Source organism: Amycolatopsis sp. GM8 (genome assembly GCF_021653975.1).
GTDB lineage: Bacteria > Actinomycetota > Actinomycetes > Mycobacteriales > Pseudonocardiaceae > Amycolatopsis_E.
The window spans coordinates 381,627-396,409 of the sequence record NZ_JAJKFK010000004.1; the positions used below are offsets into that span (position 1 = coordinate 381,627).

At 71.8% G+C, this 14,783-nt stretch carries 15 protein-coding genes; 9 read left to right on the forward strand and 6 right to left on the reverse strand.

The features are described from left to right. The first annotated feature begins 90 nt into the window (after positions 1 to 90). Positions 91 to 957 (forward strand): thermonuclease family protein, encoded by an 867-nt coding sequence (locus tag LOZ83_RS20330; protein WP_236792434.1) that lies wholly within the window; start codon positions 91 to 93, stop codon positions 955 to 957. Between the two features lies 1 nt (position 958). On the opposite strand, the gene LOZ83_RS20335 is transcribed toward LOZ83_RS20330, so the two are convergent. After that, positions 959 to 2,107 (reverse strand): glycoside hydrolase family 3 N-terminal domain-containing protein, encoded by a 1,149-nt coding sequence (locus tag LOZ83_RS20335; RefSeq protein WP_236792435.1) that lies wholly within the window; start codon positions 2,105 to 2,107, stop codon positions 959 to 961. A gap of 111 nt (positions 2,108 to 2,218) precedes the next feature. Here LOZ83_RS20335 and LOZ83_RS20340 point away from each other — a divergent pair, with 111 nt between their 5' ends. The 4 genes from LOZ83_RS20340 to LOZ83_RS20355 are packed head-to-tail and all read left to right on the forward strand — an operon-like array spanning position 2,219 to position 4,367. Beyond that, entirely contained in the window at positions 2,219 to 3,361 is a 1,143-nt protein-coding gene (locus LOZ83_RS20340; RefSeq protein WP_236792436.1) for a Xaa-Pro peptidase family protein, read from the forward strand. Then, positions 3,358 to 3,825, forward strand: coding sequence for an Lrp/AsnC family transcriptional regulator (locus tag LOZ83_RS20345; RefSeq protein ID WP_236792437.1), 468 nt, complete (start codon positions 3,358 to 3,360; stop codon positions 3,823 to 3,825). The genes LOZ83_RS20340 and LOZ83_RS20345 overlap by 4 nt, the downstream gene beginning before the upstream one ends. Positions 3,826 to 3,850: 25 nt before the next feature. After that, positions 3,851 to 4,081, forward strand: coding sequence for a hypothetical protein (locus LOZ83_RS20350; RefSeq protein ID WP_236792438.1), 231 nt, complete (start codon positions 3,851 to 3,853; stop codon positions 4,079 to 4,081). Further along, complete coding sequence (locus LOZ83_RS20355; RefSeq protein WP_236792439.1) at positions 4,068 to 4,367, forward strand: hypothetical protein; 300 nt, start codon at positions 4,068 to 4,070, stop codon at positions 4,365 to 4,367. The genes LOZ83_RS20350 and LOZ83_RS20355 overlap by 14 nt, the downstream gene beginning before the upstream one ends. A 146-nt stretch (positions 4,368 to 4,513) precedes the next feature. On the opposite strand, the gene LOZ83_RS20360 is transcribed toward LOZ83_RS20355, so the two are convergent. Genes LOZ83_RS20360 through LOZ83_RS20375 form a run of 4 tightly spaced genes read right to left on the reverse strand, consistent with a single transcriptional unit; the run spans position 4,514 to position 9,523 of the window. Next, positions 4,514 to 5,587, reverse strand: a complete 1,074-nt coding sequence (locus LOZ83_RS20360) for a GDSL-type esterase/lipase family protein (protein ID WP_236792440.1) — start codon at positions 5,585 to 5,587, stop codon at positions 4,514 to 4,516. Between the two features lie 36 nt (positions 5,588 to 5,623). Next, the gene (locus LOZ83_RS20365) at positions 5,624 to 6,286 is read right to left on the reverse strand and encodes an ABC transporter ATP-binding protein (RefSeq protein WP_236792441.1); all 663 of its coding nucleotides are present in this window, start codon (positions 6,284 to 6,286) and stop codon (positions 5,624 to 5,626) included. Beyond that, a complete protein-coding gene (locus LOZ83_RS20370; RefSeq protein ID WP_236792442.1) occupies positions 6,283 to 6,954 on the reverse strand; it encodes an ABC transporter ATP-binding protein in 672 nt (223 codons plus the stop codon). The genes LOZ83_RS20365 and LOZ83_RS20370 overlap by 4 nt, the downstream gene beginning before the upstream one ends. Next, positions 6,947 to 9,523: an ABC transporter permease gene (locus LOZ83_RS20375; protein WP_236792443.1), complete on the reverse strand. Its 2,577-nt coding sequence runs from the start codon at positions 9,521 to 9,523 to the stop codon at positions 6,947 to 6,949. The genes LOZ83_RS20370 and LOZ83_RS20375 overlap by 8 nt, the downstream gene beginning before the upstream one ends. A 117-nt stretch (positions 9,524 to 9,640) precedes the next feature. On the opposite strand from LOZ83_RS20375, the gene LOZ83_RS20380 reads away from it, so the two are divergent. The 4 genes from LOZ83_RS20380 (at position 9,641) to polX (ending at position 14,015) form a co-directional block, all read left to right on the forward strand. Continuing rightward, positions 9,641 to 10,096: a hypothetical protein gene (locus LOZ83_RS20380; RefSeq protein WP_236792444.1), complete on the forward strand. Its 456-nt coding sequence runs from the start codon at positions 9,641 to 9,643 to the stop codon at positions 10,094 to 10,096. 61 nt (positions 10,097 to 10,157) lie between these two features. Next, positions 10,158 to 11,099: a DMT family transporter gene (locus tag LOZ83_RS20385; RefSeq protein WP_236792445.1), complete on the forward strand. Its 942-nt coding sequence runs from the start codon at positions 10,158 to 10,160 to the stop codon at positions 11,097 to 11,099. Beyond that, the gene (locus LOZ83_RS20390) at positions 11,096 to 12,235 is read left to right on the forward strand and encodes a glycosyltransferase (RefSeq protein ID WP_236792446.1); all 1,140 of its coding nucleotides are present in this window, start codon (positions 11,096 to 11,098) and stop codon (positions 12,233 to 12,235) included. Before LOZ83_RS20385 ends, LOZ83_RS20390 begins: the two co-directional genes overlap by 4 nt. 46 nt (positions 12,236 to 12,281) lie before the next feature. Continuing rightward, positions 12,282 to 14,015, forward strand: coding sequence for a DNA polymerase/3'-5' exonuclease PolX (gene polX, locus LOZ83_RS20395; protein ID WP_236792447.1), 1,734 nt, complete (start codon positions 12,282 to 12,284; stop codon positions 14,013 to 14,015). On the opposite strand, the gene LOZ83_RS20400 is transcribed toward polX, so the two are convergent. Further along, the gene (locus LOZ83_RS20400) at positions 13,966 to 14,781 is read right to left on the reverse strand and encodes a pentapeptide repeat-containing protein (RefSeq protein WP_236792448.1); all 816 of its coding nucleotides are present in this window, start codon (positions 14,779 to 14,781) and stop codon (positions 13,966 to 13,968) included. The two genes, polX and LOZ83_RS20400, sit on opposite strands and share 50 nt — an antisense overlap. Between the last annotated feature and the right edge of the window lie 2 nt (positions 14,782 to 14,783).

Sequence of the window (14,783 nt, forward strand, 5' to 3'; positions counted from 1 at the left end):
GTGAACCGCGACACATCGCGGCATGGCGTAACGGCGGGCGGACGGCGGCGACTACCGGGGTGCGTTGTTCGCTCACCGAGGGGGTTGGCCATGCCGTTGACGCTCATCAAAGGTTCCTACCGGATCGTCGGGGCGTCCCCCGACGGCGACTCGGTCCGCTTCTATCCCGACGACCCGGAGGCGTTCAGCAAGGCGCACCTGCGCGTCCGGCTCAACTCGCGCGGCGGGGTGCAGCTGCGGCTCGACGGCATCGACGCGCTGGAGACCCACTACCAGGCGCAGAACAAGGGCGGCCAGTGGCGCCAGCCCGTAGGCCCGGACGCGGCCGCGAGCCTGTTGTCCCACTTGGGTTTCCGCACCGTCGAGCGGGACGGGGACGGCACCGTGACGGCGGCGACACCGGAGCAGGTGCCCGGGCACATCATGACCCGCTTCGCCGACAAGTACGGGCGCGCGGTGGCGTTCGCGTTCCCCGGGCAGCGGTCCGGGCGGACCGCGGACGGCGGTGACGTGCACCTGGACGTGCGCGGCATGCGCGCCTCGGCCAACTACTCGCTGCTCGAAGCGGGCCTGGTGTACCCGACGTTCTACTCGCTGCTCTACATCGACCTGCGGAACGCGATGTCGAAGGCGGCGGTCGCGGCGCGCGAGGCCGGCAAGGGACTGTGGGCCCAGGACTCCACAGTGGACGGATTCAAGCTCTCCTCACGCAAGCAGCTGCGCGAGGACCTCGTCATCCTGCCGAAGCTGTTCCGCCGCCTGGTCGACTACCTGGGCCTGGACGAGACCGGGGGCGTCTCGCTGGCCGGCTTCGCCAACTACCTCGACACCCGCGACGACCGGCTCGTCGTCGTGTCCACCGGGCAGACGACCGAGTTCGCGACGCTGGTGAAGGTGCGCCGCCAGACGATCCAGCTGACCGTCCCGCCGGAGGACATCGTCTTCGCGGAGGGCTGAGTCAGCACGCGTGCTTGGCGGTCAGGATCCGGTGCAGCGCCTCGTCGACGCGTGCCGCGGGCAGCTCACCGGAGGCCAGTGCGGCCTCCAGCCGGTCGAGCACCGCGTCGACGCTTCCTCCGGACGACCACAGCGCTTGGTCGGCTCCGGCGAGCAGCGCGTGCAGCACGGCGTCGGGCAGCCGGTAGGTGCCGGTGATCGCCTTCATCGCGCCGAGGTCGTCGGTCAGCACCGGGCCGGTGAACCGGTAGTCGGCCCGCAACAGCCGGTACGCCGCGGGGGAGAGCGACGCGGGCTGCCCGTCGGTGAGGCCGGGCACGGTGAGGTGCCCGACCATGACCGCACCGCCGGCGAAGCCCCCGACTGCTAGATAGGGCACGAGATCGTTGGTACGCAAGGAACTCAGCGGTGGTGTGGTGACCGCGCCCGCGTGTGAGTCGCCCTCGGCGTGGCCGTGGCCGGGGAAGTGCTTGAACACCGGGGTGACCCCGGCGTCGCGCAGTCCGGTGGCGAAGGCGAGGCCGTAGTCGCGTGCCTTCGCCGGGTCACTGGAGAACGAGCGGTCGCCGATCGGGCCGTTGTCGGGCTGCGAGCTGACGTCGACGCTGGGCGCGAAATCCATCGTGACGCCGCGGGCCCGCAGTTGCTGGCCGCGTTTCTGCCCGAGCACCCGCACCTGGTCGACGGTCATCGTCCGGGCCATCACGCGCGCGCTCGGCATCTCCCCGTCGAGCTGGTCGATCCGCTGCACGCGGCCGCCCTCCTCGTCGACGGCGACCGCGACACCCCAGCGGGCGGCCTGCTGGACCGGCGCCAACGCGTTGTCGCGCAACAGGTTCGTCGGGTTGCCGCCGATGAAGATGCCGCCGACCTGTTCGGTGCGCACGAGTGTCTGGGCGGCCGCGGGATCGCTCGGGTTCACCCCGACGAACAGCAGCTGCGCCAGTCGCTGACGGGTGTTCAGCCGCGCGATCACGGAGGCGCACGCGTCGGCGGCCGGCGTCGCGGTACTGGGCGGTGGCTCGGTACTGGCGGCACTGGAGCGGGCGGTGCTCGACGGTGCCGGTGGCGTACTCGCCGGTTGCGGCGTGCTCGCGCACCCGGCGAGCAGGGCGGCGCACGCGACGGCGGTGACGATCCGGGACTTCATGGGCTCCTGACGTCGTGGCGGTGGCGCTCAGAGGGTAACCGCTCACTTTTCGCCCCGGAAACGCCGAGGTGTCCCGCCGGCGACGGGCGGTGAGACAGCTAGTCTTCGGGCATGTCACGCCGACCGCTACCGACCCCGCCCCTGGACCCCACGATCCTGCGCACCCGGCTGGACCGGGCGCGAAAGGCGGCCGCCGGCGCCGGGACCGACGCGCTGCTCATCGCCCCGGGTTCGGATCTGCGCTACCTGCTCGGCGAGGCGGGCGGCTCGTTCGAGCGGCTGACCACCCTGGTGCTGCCGGCCGACGGGGTGCCCGCCCTGGTCGTGCCGAAGCTCGAAGCCCCCGGCTACGCGCACGTGCCGACGGTGGAGCTGGGCGTGGAGCTCATCACCTGGGTCGACGGCGAGGATCCCTACCGCATGGTCGCCGGCAGGCTCGGCCGCGCCGGGCGGGTCGCGGTCAGCGACACCACGATGGCGCTGCACGTGCTCGCGTTCCGGGACGCGTTCGGCGACGCCGAGCAGACCCTGGCCGGGCCCATCGTGCGGGAACTGCGGATGCGCAAGGACACCGCGGAGGTCGACGCCCTGCGCCGCGCCGGTGCCGCCATCGACCGGGTGCACGCCCGGGTGGCCGAGTGGCTCCGGCCCGGCCGGACGGAAGCCGAGGTCGGCGCGGACATCGCGGCGGCGATCGTGGCGGAGGGGCACGCGGTGGCCGAGTTCGTCATCGTCGGCTCCGGCCCCAACGGCGCCAGCCCGCACCACGACGTGTCCGACCGGGTCATCGAGCCCGGCGACGTGGTCGTGGTCGACATCGGCGGCCCGATCCCGGAGGGCTACAACTCCGACTCCACCCGCACCTACGCCGTCGGCGAACCGCGGGACGCGGACGTGACCGGAACGTACGCGGTGCTGCGGGACGCGCAGCACGCGGCGGTCGAGGCGGTGCGCCCGGGCGTCGCGGCGGAGGCGATCGACGCGGCCGCCCGCGAGGTGATCGCCGGCGCGGGTTTCGGCGAGTTCTTCATCCACCGCACGGGTCACGGCATCGGGCTGGACGTGCACGAGGAGCCCTACATCGTCGGCGGCAACACGCTGACGCTGGAGCCGGGGATGGCGTTCAGCGTCGAGCCGGGCATCTACCAGCCGGGACGGTGGGGCGCGCGGATCGAGGACATCGTCGTGGTCACCGAGGACGGGGTCGAGGCGCTCAACAACCGGCCGCACGAGCTCGTCGTGCTCGACGCATGACCGCCGGCACGGGGCCGCTGGAGCCGCTGGACCAGTCGATCGCTCAAGAGCTCGCGGCGGACGGGCGATGCAGCTTCACCGACCTGGCCGAGCGGGTCGGGCTGTCGGTTTCCGCCGTGCACCAACGGGTCCGGCGGCTGGAGCAGCGTGGCGTGATCCGCGGGTACACCGCGCAGCTCGACGGGGAGCTGATCGGGCTGCCGCTGACCGCGCTGATTTCGCTGACCCCGAACGATCCCGCCGCGCCGGACGACTACCCGCAGCGGCTGGAGCACATCACCGAGATCGAGTCCTGCTATTCGGTGGCCGGCGACGAGTCGTACATCCTGCTGGTCCGGGTCGCCTCGCCGCGTGCCCTGGAGGACCTGCTGCGGCGGATCCGCGAGTCGGCGAAGGTCTCCACCCGCACGACGGTCGTGCTCTCGACACCGTTCGAGGGCCGCACGCCGACGCTGTCGTCTTAGTCGTGCCGGGAGTACGATAAAAGGTATGGCAACACGTAAGGTGACACTCTCGCTCGATGTCTCGGCGATCGAGTACGCGGAGCGGGCCGCGAAGGCGCACGGGCTGTCGTTGTCGTCGTGGCTGTCCAAGGCGGCGCGGCGTGAGGCGGTCCGCACCGGGTACCGGGCGCGTCCGGCCGGTGCGGTGGAGAGCCTGGCGCTGGCCGACGAGGCCGAGGTCGCCGCGGCACAGAAGGAGCTGCGTGCGGAGGGGTGAGATCTGGACGTACCACCCGCCGACGCAGCCCATGCGGGCCCGGACCGTCCTGCTGCTGTCCTCGGACGGGGTGAACGAGTCCGAACGGCCATGGCTGCTGGGCACCGAACTGCTCGAACAGGACCCGCAGGACATCCTCGGTGTGCCGCTGGACTCCCGGTTCTGGATCTCGACGTTGTACCTGACCCGCCTCTACCGCGGCTGGCTCACCGAACGCGTCGCCGAGATCGACCAAACCATCCAGGACGAGATCGACGCCGCCCTCCGCGCCGCCCTCGACCTCTGACCGCCGTGTTTGCCCGCTGCGTCGGTGAGTTGGCCGCGCGGGGCGCAAACTCACTGACCGGACTGGCAAACACGCGTGCCCGAGCGTCGGACTCGCCGTCCCCGGTGTCGGACTCGCTGTCGTGAGTGTCGGACTCGCCGGTGGGGCTAGCCGCTGACGGTGGCGGCGGCGTGCAGGTTGCCGTCGGGGCCGGCCAGGCAGGCGGCGGACGGCAGCGCGGTCGCGAGGAACTCGGTGAGGCAGCGGCCGATCTCGGCGTGCCCGTTCGCGTTGGGGTGGAAGGATTCCTGCAGTGCGTGGGTCGCCCGGTCGGCGTCGGTGAGGTCGTTGAGCTGCAGCGTGAGCCGGCTGAACCACTCCCGGCTCGGATCCGGCCCGCCGCTGCACGCCTCGTGCCCGCGGCCGGCGCGGGCAAGGTCCAGGAACCGGGCGCCGGTCTGCGCGGCGGCGCGCGCGATGCCCTGGGAAAGCGCTGTCACACCCTGGTCGCTCACCCACCGCAGGTCCTCTGTCCGAAATGGACAGCCGTTGAGGTTCTGCAGATCCGGCGGGACGTCCGGACCGATCGGTGACGCGTAGGACTGCAGCACCAGCTGATAATCCCCGGGCTCGTAGCCGGCCCGCGCGAGCACCGTCTTGACGTCGGCGACGGCGGAGGCGACCTTCGGCACCATCGCGTTGATCCGGTCCTGCCAACCGGCGCTGATCGAGGTGCTGCACGGCGCGTTCCCCGACAGGAACCACGACTGGAAACACTGCGTCACCAGCGCCGAGAACTGCGGGTCGTCGTTGGCGCCGACCGCGATCACCACGGCCGCGACCCGGTGGTCCTTCACCAGGTTCGCCAGCTGCTCCGCCTGCGAGAGCTCGGTCCACTGCTTGGCGTCGCCCAGCCCGACCTGCGCCGACTTGGCCCCGGAGCAGGCGAGGTTGACCTTCGCGGTGATGCCCGGCACGTGGGTCTCGAACACGGCGGCCTCGGGCGAGCGGTGGCACCAGTCGCCGTTGCTGCCGTTGGTATCCGGGGTGTACGCGCCCGCGCCCTCACCGGAGAGCGTGCTGTCGCCGAGCGTCACGATCGTCAGCGGCCCGACCCCGGGCGGTCCCGGCGGCCGGAGCGGCCCGGGCCGGTTCCCGGGGCCGGAGAACACGAACACCGCGGCGAGCACCGCGACGAAGAGGATGACACCCCCACCGATCCACCACCGATACCGACGCATTGCCGCCAAGTTTACGGAGCCGCCGTGAAGCGGTGATCACGCCGCCGACAGCACCCCGTCGGCCAGCCGCACCCGGCGGTCGGCGATGGCGTGCACGGCGTTGTCGTGGGTGGCGATGACGACCGCCGCGCCTTCATCGGCACACCGTCGCAGCAGCCGCAGCACCGCGGGCGTGCTGCCGGCGTCGAGATGCGCGGTGGGCTCGTCGGTGAGCAGGACCTTCGGCCGCCCGCTGACCGCGCGGGCGAGCGCGACCCGTTGCTGCTGCCCGAAAGACACCTCCGACGGGTAACGGTCGGCGAGCTGCCCGACGCCGAGATCTTCGAGCAGCTCACCCACGCGCTCCTCGACCACGCCGGCGAGGTTTCCACCCGGCCGCAGTCGCAACGGCAGTGCCACGTTCTCGGCCACGGTCAGCTCGTGCGCGAGCCCGAGCGCCTGCGGCAGCACCGCGCACGTGTGCCACGGCGGGGCGCCGTCGATCGGTTCCCCGGCCAGCAGCACCCGGCCCGAGTCAGGGGAGTCGAAACCGCCGAGCAGCGCCAGCAACGCGTTCTTGCCGGAGCCGGACCGGCCGGACACGGTGACCAGCTCGCCGGCTTCGACGGACAGTTCGAGACCGCGCAGGACCTCGACGTCGCCGCTGGGATGGCTGAACCGGCGCCGCAGGTCGGCGGCGTGCACGGCGGGCCCGCTCATGCGAATTCCTCCAGTCGTCCGTCACGCAGGCGCGCGATCCGGGTGCCCAGGTCGATGAGCCGCTCGTCGTGGGACGCGACGAGCACGGCGAAGTCCTGCCCGGCCAAGGAACGCAGGGTGTCCAGGACGAGGTCGGCGGAGGCCTCGTCCAGCTGGGACGTCGGTTCGTCGGCGAGGATCACCGACGAACCCCGCGCGAGCGCGCACCCGAACGCCAGCCGCTGCTGCTGCCCGCCGGACAGCGCCGAAATGTGCCACGACCCGGTGCCGCCGAGTCCCATCCGGTCCAGGATGTCCTCCGGTTCGCAGCGACGGCGTGCCGACTGGGCCGCCGCGCGCAAGTTGTCCGCGACGGTCAGGTAGTCCAGCAGGTTCTCCGGCGGGTTCTGGAACACCAGCCCCAGCTGGTCACGGCGCAGCTTCCGGCGCGCCGAATGCGTGAGCGCGCCGGTATCGGTGCCCTCGAACCGCAGCGTGCCGCGGGCGGGCCGGTCGAACAGGCCGAGCACCCGCAGCAGCGTCGACTTGCCCGAGCCGGACGGCCCGGCGAACACGGTGATACCCGAGCGCGGTACGTCGATGCTCACGTCGTGCAGACCGGTGACCGTACCGGCGGGGGTCCGGTAGTCCACGCCGATCCGGCTCAGCCGGTAGACGGGCTCAGCCACGCAGCAGCTCCGCGGTCCGGGCGGTGCGCACCGAGCGCACCGCGATCCAGCCCGCCAGCAGCACCACCAGGATCCCGGTGACGACGACGGCGAGCACGAACGTCGTCTGGTCCGGCAGTGCCGAGCTCGGCGCGAGCCAGCGCGCGGGGTCGAACCGTGGCACGGCCAGGCTCGCGACGGTGATCCCGCAGCCGGCCCCGGCGAGCGCCGCGAGTCCCGCGAGGGCGCCGAGTTCGATGAGGTGGCTGCCGAACAGGGCGCGCACCCCCAGGCCCATCCGCAGCACGAGCGCCCCGGCGAGCGCGTTCTGCCGCCGCCGGACCTCGACGGCCACGAGCAGCGCCAGCACCGCGACCACCGCGAGTACCCCGCCGAGCAGGCTCACGAACGAGAACGTCCACTCCACGACGTAGAACGGCAGGGCGTCGAGCGCGCCGTCCTTGCCGGCGCGGTCGATCTGGACCAGCCCGGCCGCCGACATCGCCGCGACCACCTGGTCCAGCGGTGCCCGCGACAGCAGTGTCCACTGTGGAATGGCCGCGAGCTGTGCCGGGCTGAGCGCGGTGCGCGACACGACGTAGCCGGGAGCGTTGCCCAGTAAGGGAAACCAGGGCAGGTCGGCGACGGTGACCGCCGGCGGCAGGCCGCCGGGCAGGTTCGCCGGCTGGTCGGGCCGGTGCCCGACCCGGATCGCCGGCAGCCCGCCGGTGACCGGATTTCCCAGCTGTGGCAGCAGGTCCGTGACCTGTTCCCGGAGCGATCCGAGGTACGCGTCGCGGGCGAAGGTCGCCGGATCCACCACGAGCACGATGCTGCCGGTGCCGCTGGTGCGTCCGGCGACGGTGCTGTCCGCGGCGATCGGGGCGGGGAGCGGGGTGCGGCCCAGTCCCACCGCGGTCTCGACGTCGACCCGGCTCGCCCCGCCGACGAGGATGCCGGTCTTGGTGTCGAGCGCGGTGCGCTGACCGCCGGCGATACCGTTGCCCGCGGCGATCGTGCCGATCGCCAGCACGCCGATCACGAGTACCCCGGTGACCGGGGAGCGGGCCACGGCGAGCCGCCGGATCGCCAGTTGCAGCGGCGGTTTCGACCACAGCCGCACCCGGTGCGACGCGCGCAGCAGCAGCCAGACCACGCGCGCGCCGACGAGACCGACGGTCAGCACCACGAACACCGGGTAGGTCAGGGCGAGCGGGTTGACCTGCGGCAGCGGGGCGCCCGAGCGGGACGACGCGCCGTATCCGGCCAGCTGCGTCCAGCCGAGGACGGCGATGCCCGCGGTCACCAGCTCCCACGGGAACAGCGCGAGCAGCCGCCCGCGCCGCCGCGGCAGCCGGCCCACCTGGAACTCGCGATGCGCCCGCGCCGCGGCCACGATCGCGAGCAGTGCCAGCGACAGCAGCAGCACTCCGGCGGCGATCCCGGCCGCGGCGAGCTGCGAGCCGAGCCCCACCTCGCCGGGTGGCGCGTACAGCCGCTGGGACAACCGGGCGGCCACGATGCCGAGCACACCGCCGGCGAGCACCGGCAGGCCCAGTTCGGCGACCGCGAGACCGCCCAGTGCCGGGGGTCCGGCGCCGCGCGCGGCGAGCAGGCGGAGCTGGGGACGGCGCCGCTGGTACCACTGGAGCGCGACGACGGCGACCCCGCCACAGCCGACCAGCACGCTGATCGCGGCCAGCGGCAGGATCGAGACGAGCACATTGGACTGTGCCTGCTCCGCGAGCTGGGCCGAGCGTTCGAACGGGGTCTGCGCCGCGACGCTGCCGCCGAGTCCCTGCCGCGCAAGGTCCGCTTCCACGGCCGTGATCAGCTCGCGTGACCGGTCGAGGTCGGCGCGCGCCTGCTGTGGGGTGCGCGGCGGGTCGAGGTAGAAGGACATGGTGAAGTTCGTCAGCGACGGCAGCCGGATCGCGGTGGCGAGGTCGGTGAAGGTCTTCTGGTCGCTGGCGAACGCGATCGTGCTGAGCGGGTCGTTGGCGAAGGTGTAGACGGTCGCGTCGTGCTGCTGGGAGCACCACCAGCGGGGCGGCGGCACGGACAGCGCGTGGTAGACGCCGGCGACCGGCGGCAGCCGCCCGCCCGCCACCGCGTCGCCGGGCTTCACCGGGCTGAACCGGGTCAGGTCGTCGCCCACCCACAGGCCTGGGCCGGTGCCGCGCTGTACCTGCTGGAGGTGGTCGATCCCGCCGTCGCGGTAGCCGATGGTGAACTTGCGCCGCGCGGCCGGGCCGATGTCGGCGTACGCCACGCCGGTGTACATCGCCGCGACCGGCTGCGGGAATCCGTGTGCCGCGGCCTGCCGCCGGACCGTGTCGATCACCGTGGGTGCCTTGTCCGTGGCGAGACCGGCGCGGGAGAACACCGGGCCGTACCAGTCCGGGCAGGCGGTCGCGGCCTGGTAGTCCGTGGCGGCGCCGCCCGCGGCGGAGGCGATCAGCACGGCCGAGGTCGCGAGGAAGCACGAGAGGAGCGCGGTCACCCCGGCGATGACCATGGTGAGCTTGCTCGACAGCGCGGCGAGAGGCGCCCGCGCCCATGGCAAGGAGATCCCCCTCGGCTCTCGCATGAGCTGGCACGCTACCCGGGAAGTGTTTCCCTACGGTGACTTTTCGCGTGTTTGCCGGTCCGCGCCGGGGGAACCCGCCGGTGGGAGTGTGAGTGCGACTGGGAAGGGACACGGGGTATGTCCGCCGAGGCCATCCAGATCACCGAGTTCACCGACGTCACGGGGATCACCGAAACCGCCAAGACCACAGAGACGGCTGAAACCGCTGAAACGACTGAGCTTCTGCTCAACACGCGGACCGCGCTCTGCCGGTTCTGCGACCGGCCCGGCGCCGAGGGCCTGCATCGCGCGCCGGGGCCGTTCGGTCCGATCTGCCCGGACTGTCTCGACGCGGGCCGGGAGCTGTGCCGGGACGGACGGGAACGCGTCCTCGGGGTGAACCTCGCCCGGCTGGTCACCGCGCCCGGCATCCGCTGTGAGTTCTGCGACCGGGACGAGCGCCACGCGCTCCTGTGGCATGCCCGGCCGTTGCCGCGAATGCGCCGCCTGCCGGGCGAATCCGTGATCTGCGCCGACTGCCTCGCCCGCGGCGCGCAACTGCTCGCCCGCGTTTCCGCCCTGTGCGGCGGCTGAAATTCTGTAAGGTCGGCAGCGAACTTAACACCCATCACACTCCACTCCCGAGGGAGGGCGCATGGTGTCGGCGAGCGGCACCTGGCTGTTACTCGCGGTGCCGGCCGCGCTGGTCGGTGCGGCGTGCATGGGGCTCGCGAGCGCAGCGCAGGCCCGCGCGACCAAAGAGGTGGCGGTCAGCCGGATCCTGGACCCCGGTCTGCTGCGCGGGCTCGCGCACCGGCCGCTGTGGCTGATCGGCATGGTCGCCACCTGCGCGGGGCTCGCCCTGCAGCTGGTCTCGCTGGCGTTCGCCCCGCTGCTGGTGGTGCAGCCGCTGCTGATCACCTCGCTGATGTTCGCGAACGTCATCTCCTCGCGGCTCGAGCGCCGCCCGCTCGACCGCGTCATGGTCACCGGTTCGCTGATCTGCGTCGCCGGGCTGGCCGCGTTCCTCCTGGTCGCCCAGCCGAGCGGGGACGCCACGGGTTTCTCGCCGGCGACCCATCCGCTGCCGCTGGCGTTCGTGCTCGCGACGCTGACCATCGTGGCGCTGGTGGTGGCCGTGCTGTTCCACGGTTCCGTGCGGGTGCTGGGCCTCGCCGTCGCGACCGGCGTGCTGTACGGCGTGACCGCGGGCCTGATGAAAGCGGTCGCCGGGGAGGCCCGCGAAGGCATCACCCAGCCGTTCACGCACTGGACCCTGTACCTGGTGTGCATCATCGGGCCGCTGGGTTTCCTGCTCAGCCAGAACACCTTCCAGCAGGGCCGGTTCCTCACCCCGGCGCTGGCCGTGATGACCGTGCTCGACCCGCTCGTCGGGGTCGCCATCGGGGTGTGGTGGCTGGGGGAGACCGCCAACAGCACGATCCCGGCGCTCGCCGGCGAGGCGATGGCGGGCGCGGTGATCCTGGTGGGCATCATGCTGCTGGCGAGCCGCGCGGAACATCTCACCCGCGACCAGACGGCTACGGGCAAGGACGCCCCGCTGGACGCTTCGGAAGCTTCGGAAGGGACCGCATGAAGAAGGTGCTGGTCGTCTCGGCGGCCATGGGTGAGGGACACAACGCGACCGGCCGCGCACTGGAGGACGCGGTCGGGCGGCTGTGGCCCGGGGCGAATGTCGGCTGGCTCGACACGCTCGACGTGATGGGTTTTGGCATCGGCCCGCTGTTCCGCTGGATCTACATCTCTAATGTGCAGCGCACGCCGTGGCTGTACGAGTTCTTCTATAACGCGCTCTGGAAGTACCGGTGGTTCGCCACCGCTTCGAAGCGGTTCGTCGCCGTGTGGGTCGGTTTGCTGCTGGGTCGCAAGGTCCGCGAGTTCGCGCCGGACCTGGTGCTGTCCACGTACCCGCTCGGCTCGGCCGGGCTGGAATGGCTGCGCCGTCACCATCGTCTGGACGCGCCCACCGGGGCGTGGGTCTCGGACTTCGCGCCGCATCCGTTCTGGGTCTACGCCGGCCTGGACCTGAACCTCGTGATGCATGAGAAAGCCGTGACACCGGCACTGAAATGCGTGCCCGAGGCGAAGGTCGCGGTATCCGCGCCGCCGGTCCGCACCACCTTCCGGCCCGGTGACCGGCTGACCGCCCGCCAGCACCTCGGCCTGCCGCTGGAGTCGTTCGTGGCGCTCGTGTCGTGCGGCTCACTGGGTTTCGGCAGTGTCGAGGACGCCGCGCGAGAACTGCTGAGCGCGCATCCCGACGTCGCGCCCGTGGTGGTGTGCGGCCGCAACGAGCAGCTGAAACGGCGGCTGCAACCCCTCGCCGACGCCGACCCACGACTGCGGGTCCTCGGCTGGACCGACGAGATGGCCGCCTACACCATCGCCTCCGACGTCGTGGTCACCAACGCGGGCGGCGCCACCGGCCTGGAGGCGCTCGCGTGCGGCCGCCCGGTCCTGATGCACCGGCCGATCGCCGCGCACGGCCGCGCGAACGCGCGGCTGATGGCCGAGGCCGGGCTCGCGATCGTGTGCGAGACCGACGGCGAGCTGGGTGACGCGGTGCGTGGGCTCATCGCGAAACCCGAACGCTGGAAGGCGATGGCCGAAGCGGCGACGCGCCACTGCGACAGCACCGGCGCCCTCGAGGACGGGTTGCGCTCGCTCGCCGGCTTGAGTCCGGCCGCGCCCGAAGGGAGTGCGGCGCGCTGAGCGCCGCCCGGCGCGGGAAGCCCGCCGATTCCCTAGGCTGAACGACATGCCCAGGGCGAACGACCAGGTCGAGGCGCTGCTGCGGGAGTACGCCGACCTCCTCGCGATCACCGGCGGCGACGCCTTCAAGGCGCGCGCCTACGAGAAGGCCGCCCGCGCGGTTGCCGGCCACCACGAGGACATCTCGGCCGTCGACCCGAAGCGGCTGCGCGCGATCCCCGGTATCGGCCGCTCGATCGCCGACAAGATCGCCGAGTACCTCGAACACGGCAGGATCGCCGTCATCGACGAGTCCCGCGCGCGCATCCCGGCCGGTGTCCGCGAGCTGATCGAGATCCCGACGCTCGGCCCGAAGAAAGCCCTGCTGCTGTACCAGGAGCTGGGCATCTCCTCGATCGACCAGCTCGTCGACGCCATCGGGCAGGAGAAACTGAACGGGCTCAAGGGATTCGGGCCGAAGACCGCGGAGAACATCCTGCACGGCGTGGACCTGCTGCGGCAGTCCGGCGGCCGGGTACTGATCGACGTCGCGATGGACCTGGCCGAGGAGATCGTCACCCGTCTGTCCACAGTGGATGGTTGCGAACGGTGCGCCTGCGCGGGATCGCTGCGCCGCTTCCGCGAGACGATCGGGGACGTCGACGTGCTCGTCGCCGCCGAGGACTCCGCACCGATCATGGCGGCCTTCCGCGAGCTGGACCTGGTCGACGAGGTCATTGTGAGCGGCGAGAAGAAGACCTCCATCCGCACCGCCAAGGGACTGCAGGTCGACCTGCGGGTGGTGCCGCTGGAGTCGTGGGGTGCGGCGCTGCAGTACTTCACCGGTTCGCAGGCACACAACATCCGTACCCGCGAAATCGCCGTGCACGCCAAGCTGAAGCTGTCCGAGTACGGCCTGTTCGATGTCGAATCCGGCGAGCTGATCGTGTCCCGCACCGAGGAAGAGGTCTACGAGCGGCTCGGGCTGCCGTGGATCCCGCCGCCGCTGCGCGAGGACCGCGGCGAGATCGAGGCCGCGCTCCGCGGCGAACTGCCGGATCTGGTGCGGCAGCAGGACTTGCGCGGTGACCTGCACACCCACACGAACCTCACCGACGGGATCGCGTCGCTGGAGGAGATGCTGCAGACCGCGGCCGCCCGCGGCTACAGCTACTACGCGATCACCGACCACGCCCCGGATCTGGTTATCCAGCGGATGACCGACGAGAAGATGCTCGCCCAGCGGGAACGGGTGCGCGAACTGGACCGCCAGTACCGCGGCATGCGGTTGTTGCACGGCACCGAGCTGAACATCGACCCGGACGGCAACGTGGACTGGCCGGCCGAGTTCCTCGCCGGCTTCGACATGTGTGTCGCGTCGGTGCATTCGGCGTTCACCCAGTCCCGCGCGGACACCACCCGCCGGCTCGTCCGCGCCTGCGAGAACCCGCACGTCAACATCCTCGGCCACCTCACCGGGCGCCAGATCGGGCACCGCGCGCCGATCGACGCCGACTTCGACGAGGTGTTCCGGGCCTGCGCCCGCACCGGCACCGCGCTGGAGGTCAACTCGTTCCCCGACCGGCTCGACGTGCGCGACGAGCACATCCTGCACGCCAAGCGGTACGGGGTGAAGTTCTCGATCGACAGCGACGCGCACTCGACGCGCGACCTGGCGCAGATCCGTTACGGCGTCGGCACGGCGCAGCGCGGCTGGCTCACCGCGGACGACGTGATCAACACCTGGCCGCTCACCCGGCTGAAGAAGTTCCTGCGGAAGCCCAGTGCGCGGGACGCGTGAGCGGGGGAGACAGCCGGGTCGCCGCGTCCCCGTTGGCCGCGGTGATCTGGGACTGGGTAAGGAAAAGACTCCCGGTGAGGTCCGCCCCGCGCAGGTCGGCACCCCGGAAGTCGGCGCCGATGACGTCCGCGTCCCGCAGATCGGCGTTCCGCAGGTCCGCGCCGATGAGGTAGGCACCGCGCAACGACGCGCCGCGCAGCCGGGCACCGGCGAGCTTGGCCCCGATGAGATCGGCGCCGCGGTGGTTCTGCTGCCCCGGGACGCGCGCCCTGGCCAGCTCACTCGCCCGCAGCAGCAACTCGTTGACCTCCCGCCGCAGGTCCTCGACGTCCACCGTCAGCAGGTCGTCCGGGCCTTGCGCGGTCAGGGTTTCGATATCATCGGCGGCGTACCGCAGCTCGGCCCGGATCGGCTCCGCTGCCGGCAACGCGAGCGCGTCGGTCAGGTAGCGGAGCAGCTCGTGCAGCGCACGCATGACCGGGAACACCGCGAACATCCGCCGGGCGGTTTCCGGATCCTGGCGCCAATCCCGCCCGCCGAAGGTGACCTGCGAGACCTGCTGCCCCGCGCCGAAACAGTCGAACACCGTGCACCCGGCGAAACCCCGCTCACGCAGCCGGCTGTGGATCCCGCACCGGAAGTCCTGCCGGAGGTTCACGCACGGTGTGCCCGCGGGCTTGTCGAGCGCGAAATCGGCGGACGCCGCGAACGGCAGGGCCACGCAGCACAGCCCGAAACAGGACGCGCAGTCGGGGGACAGGGACATGA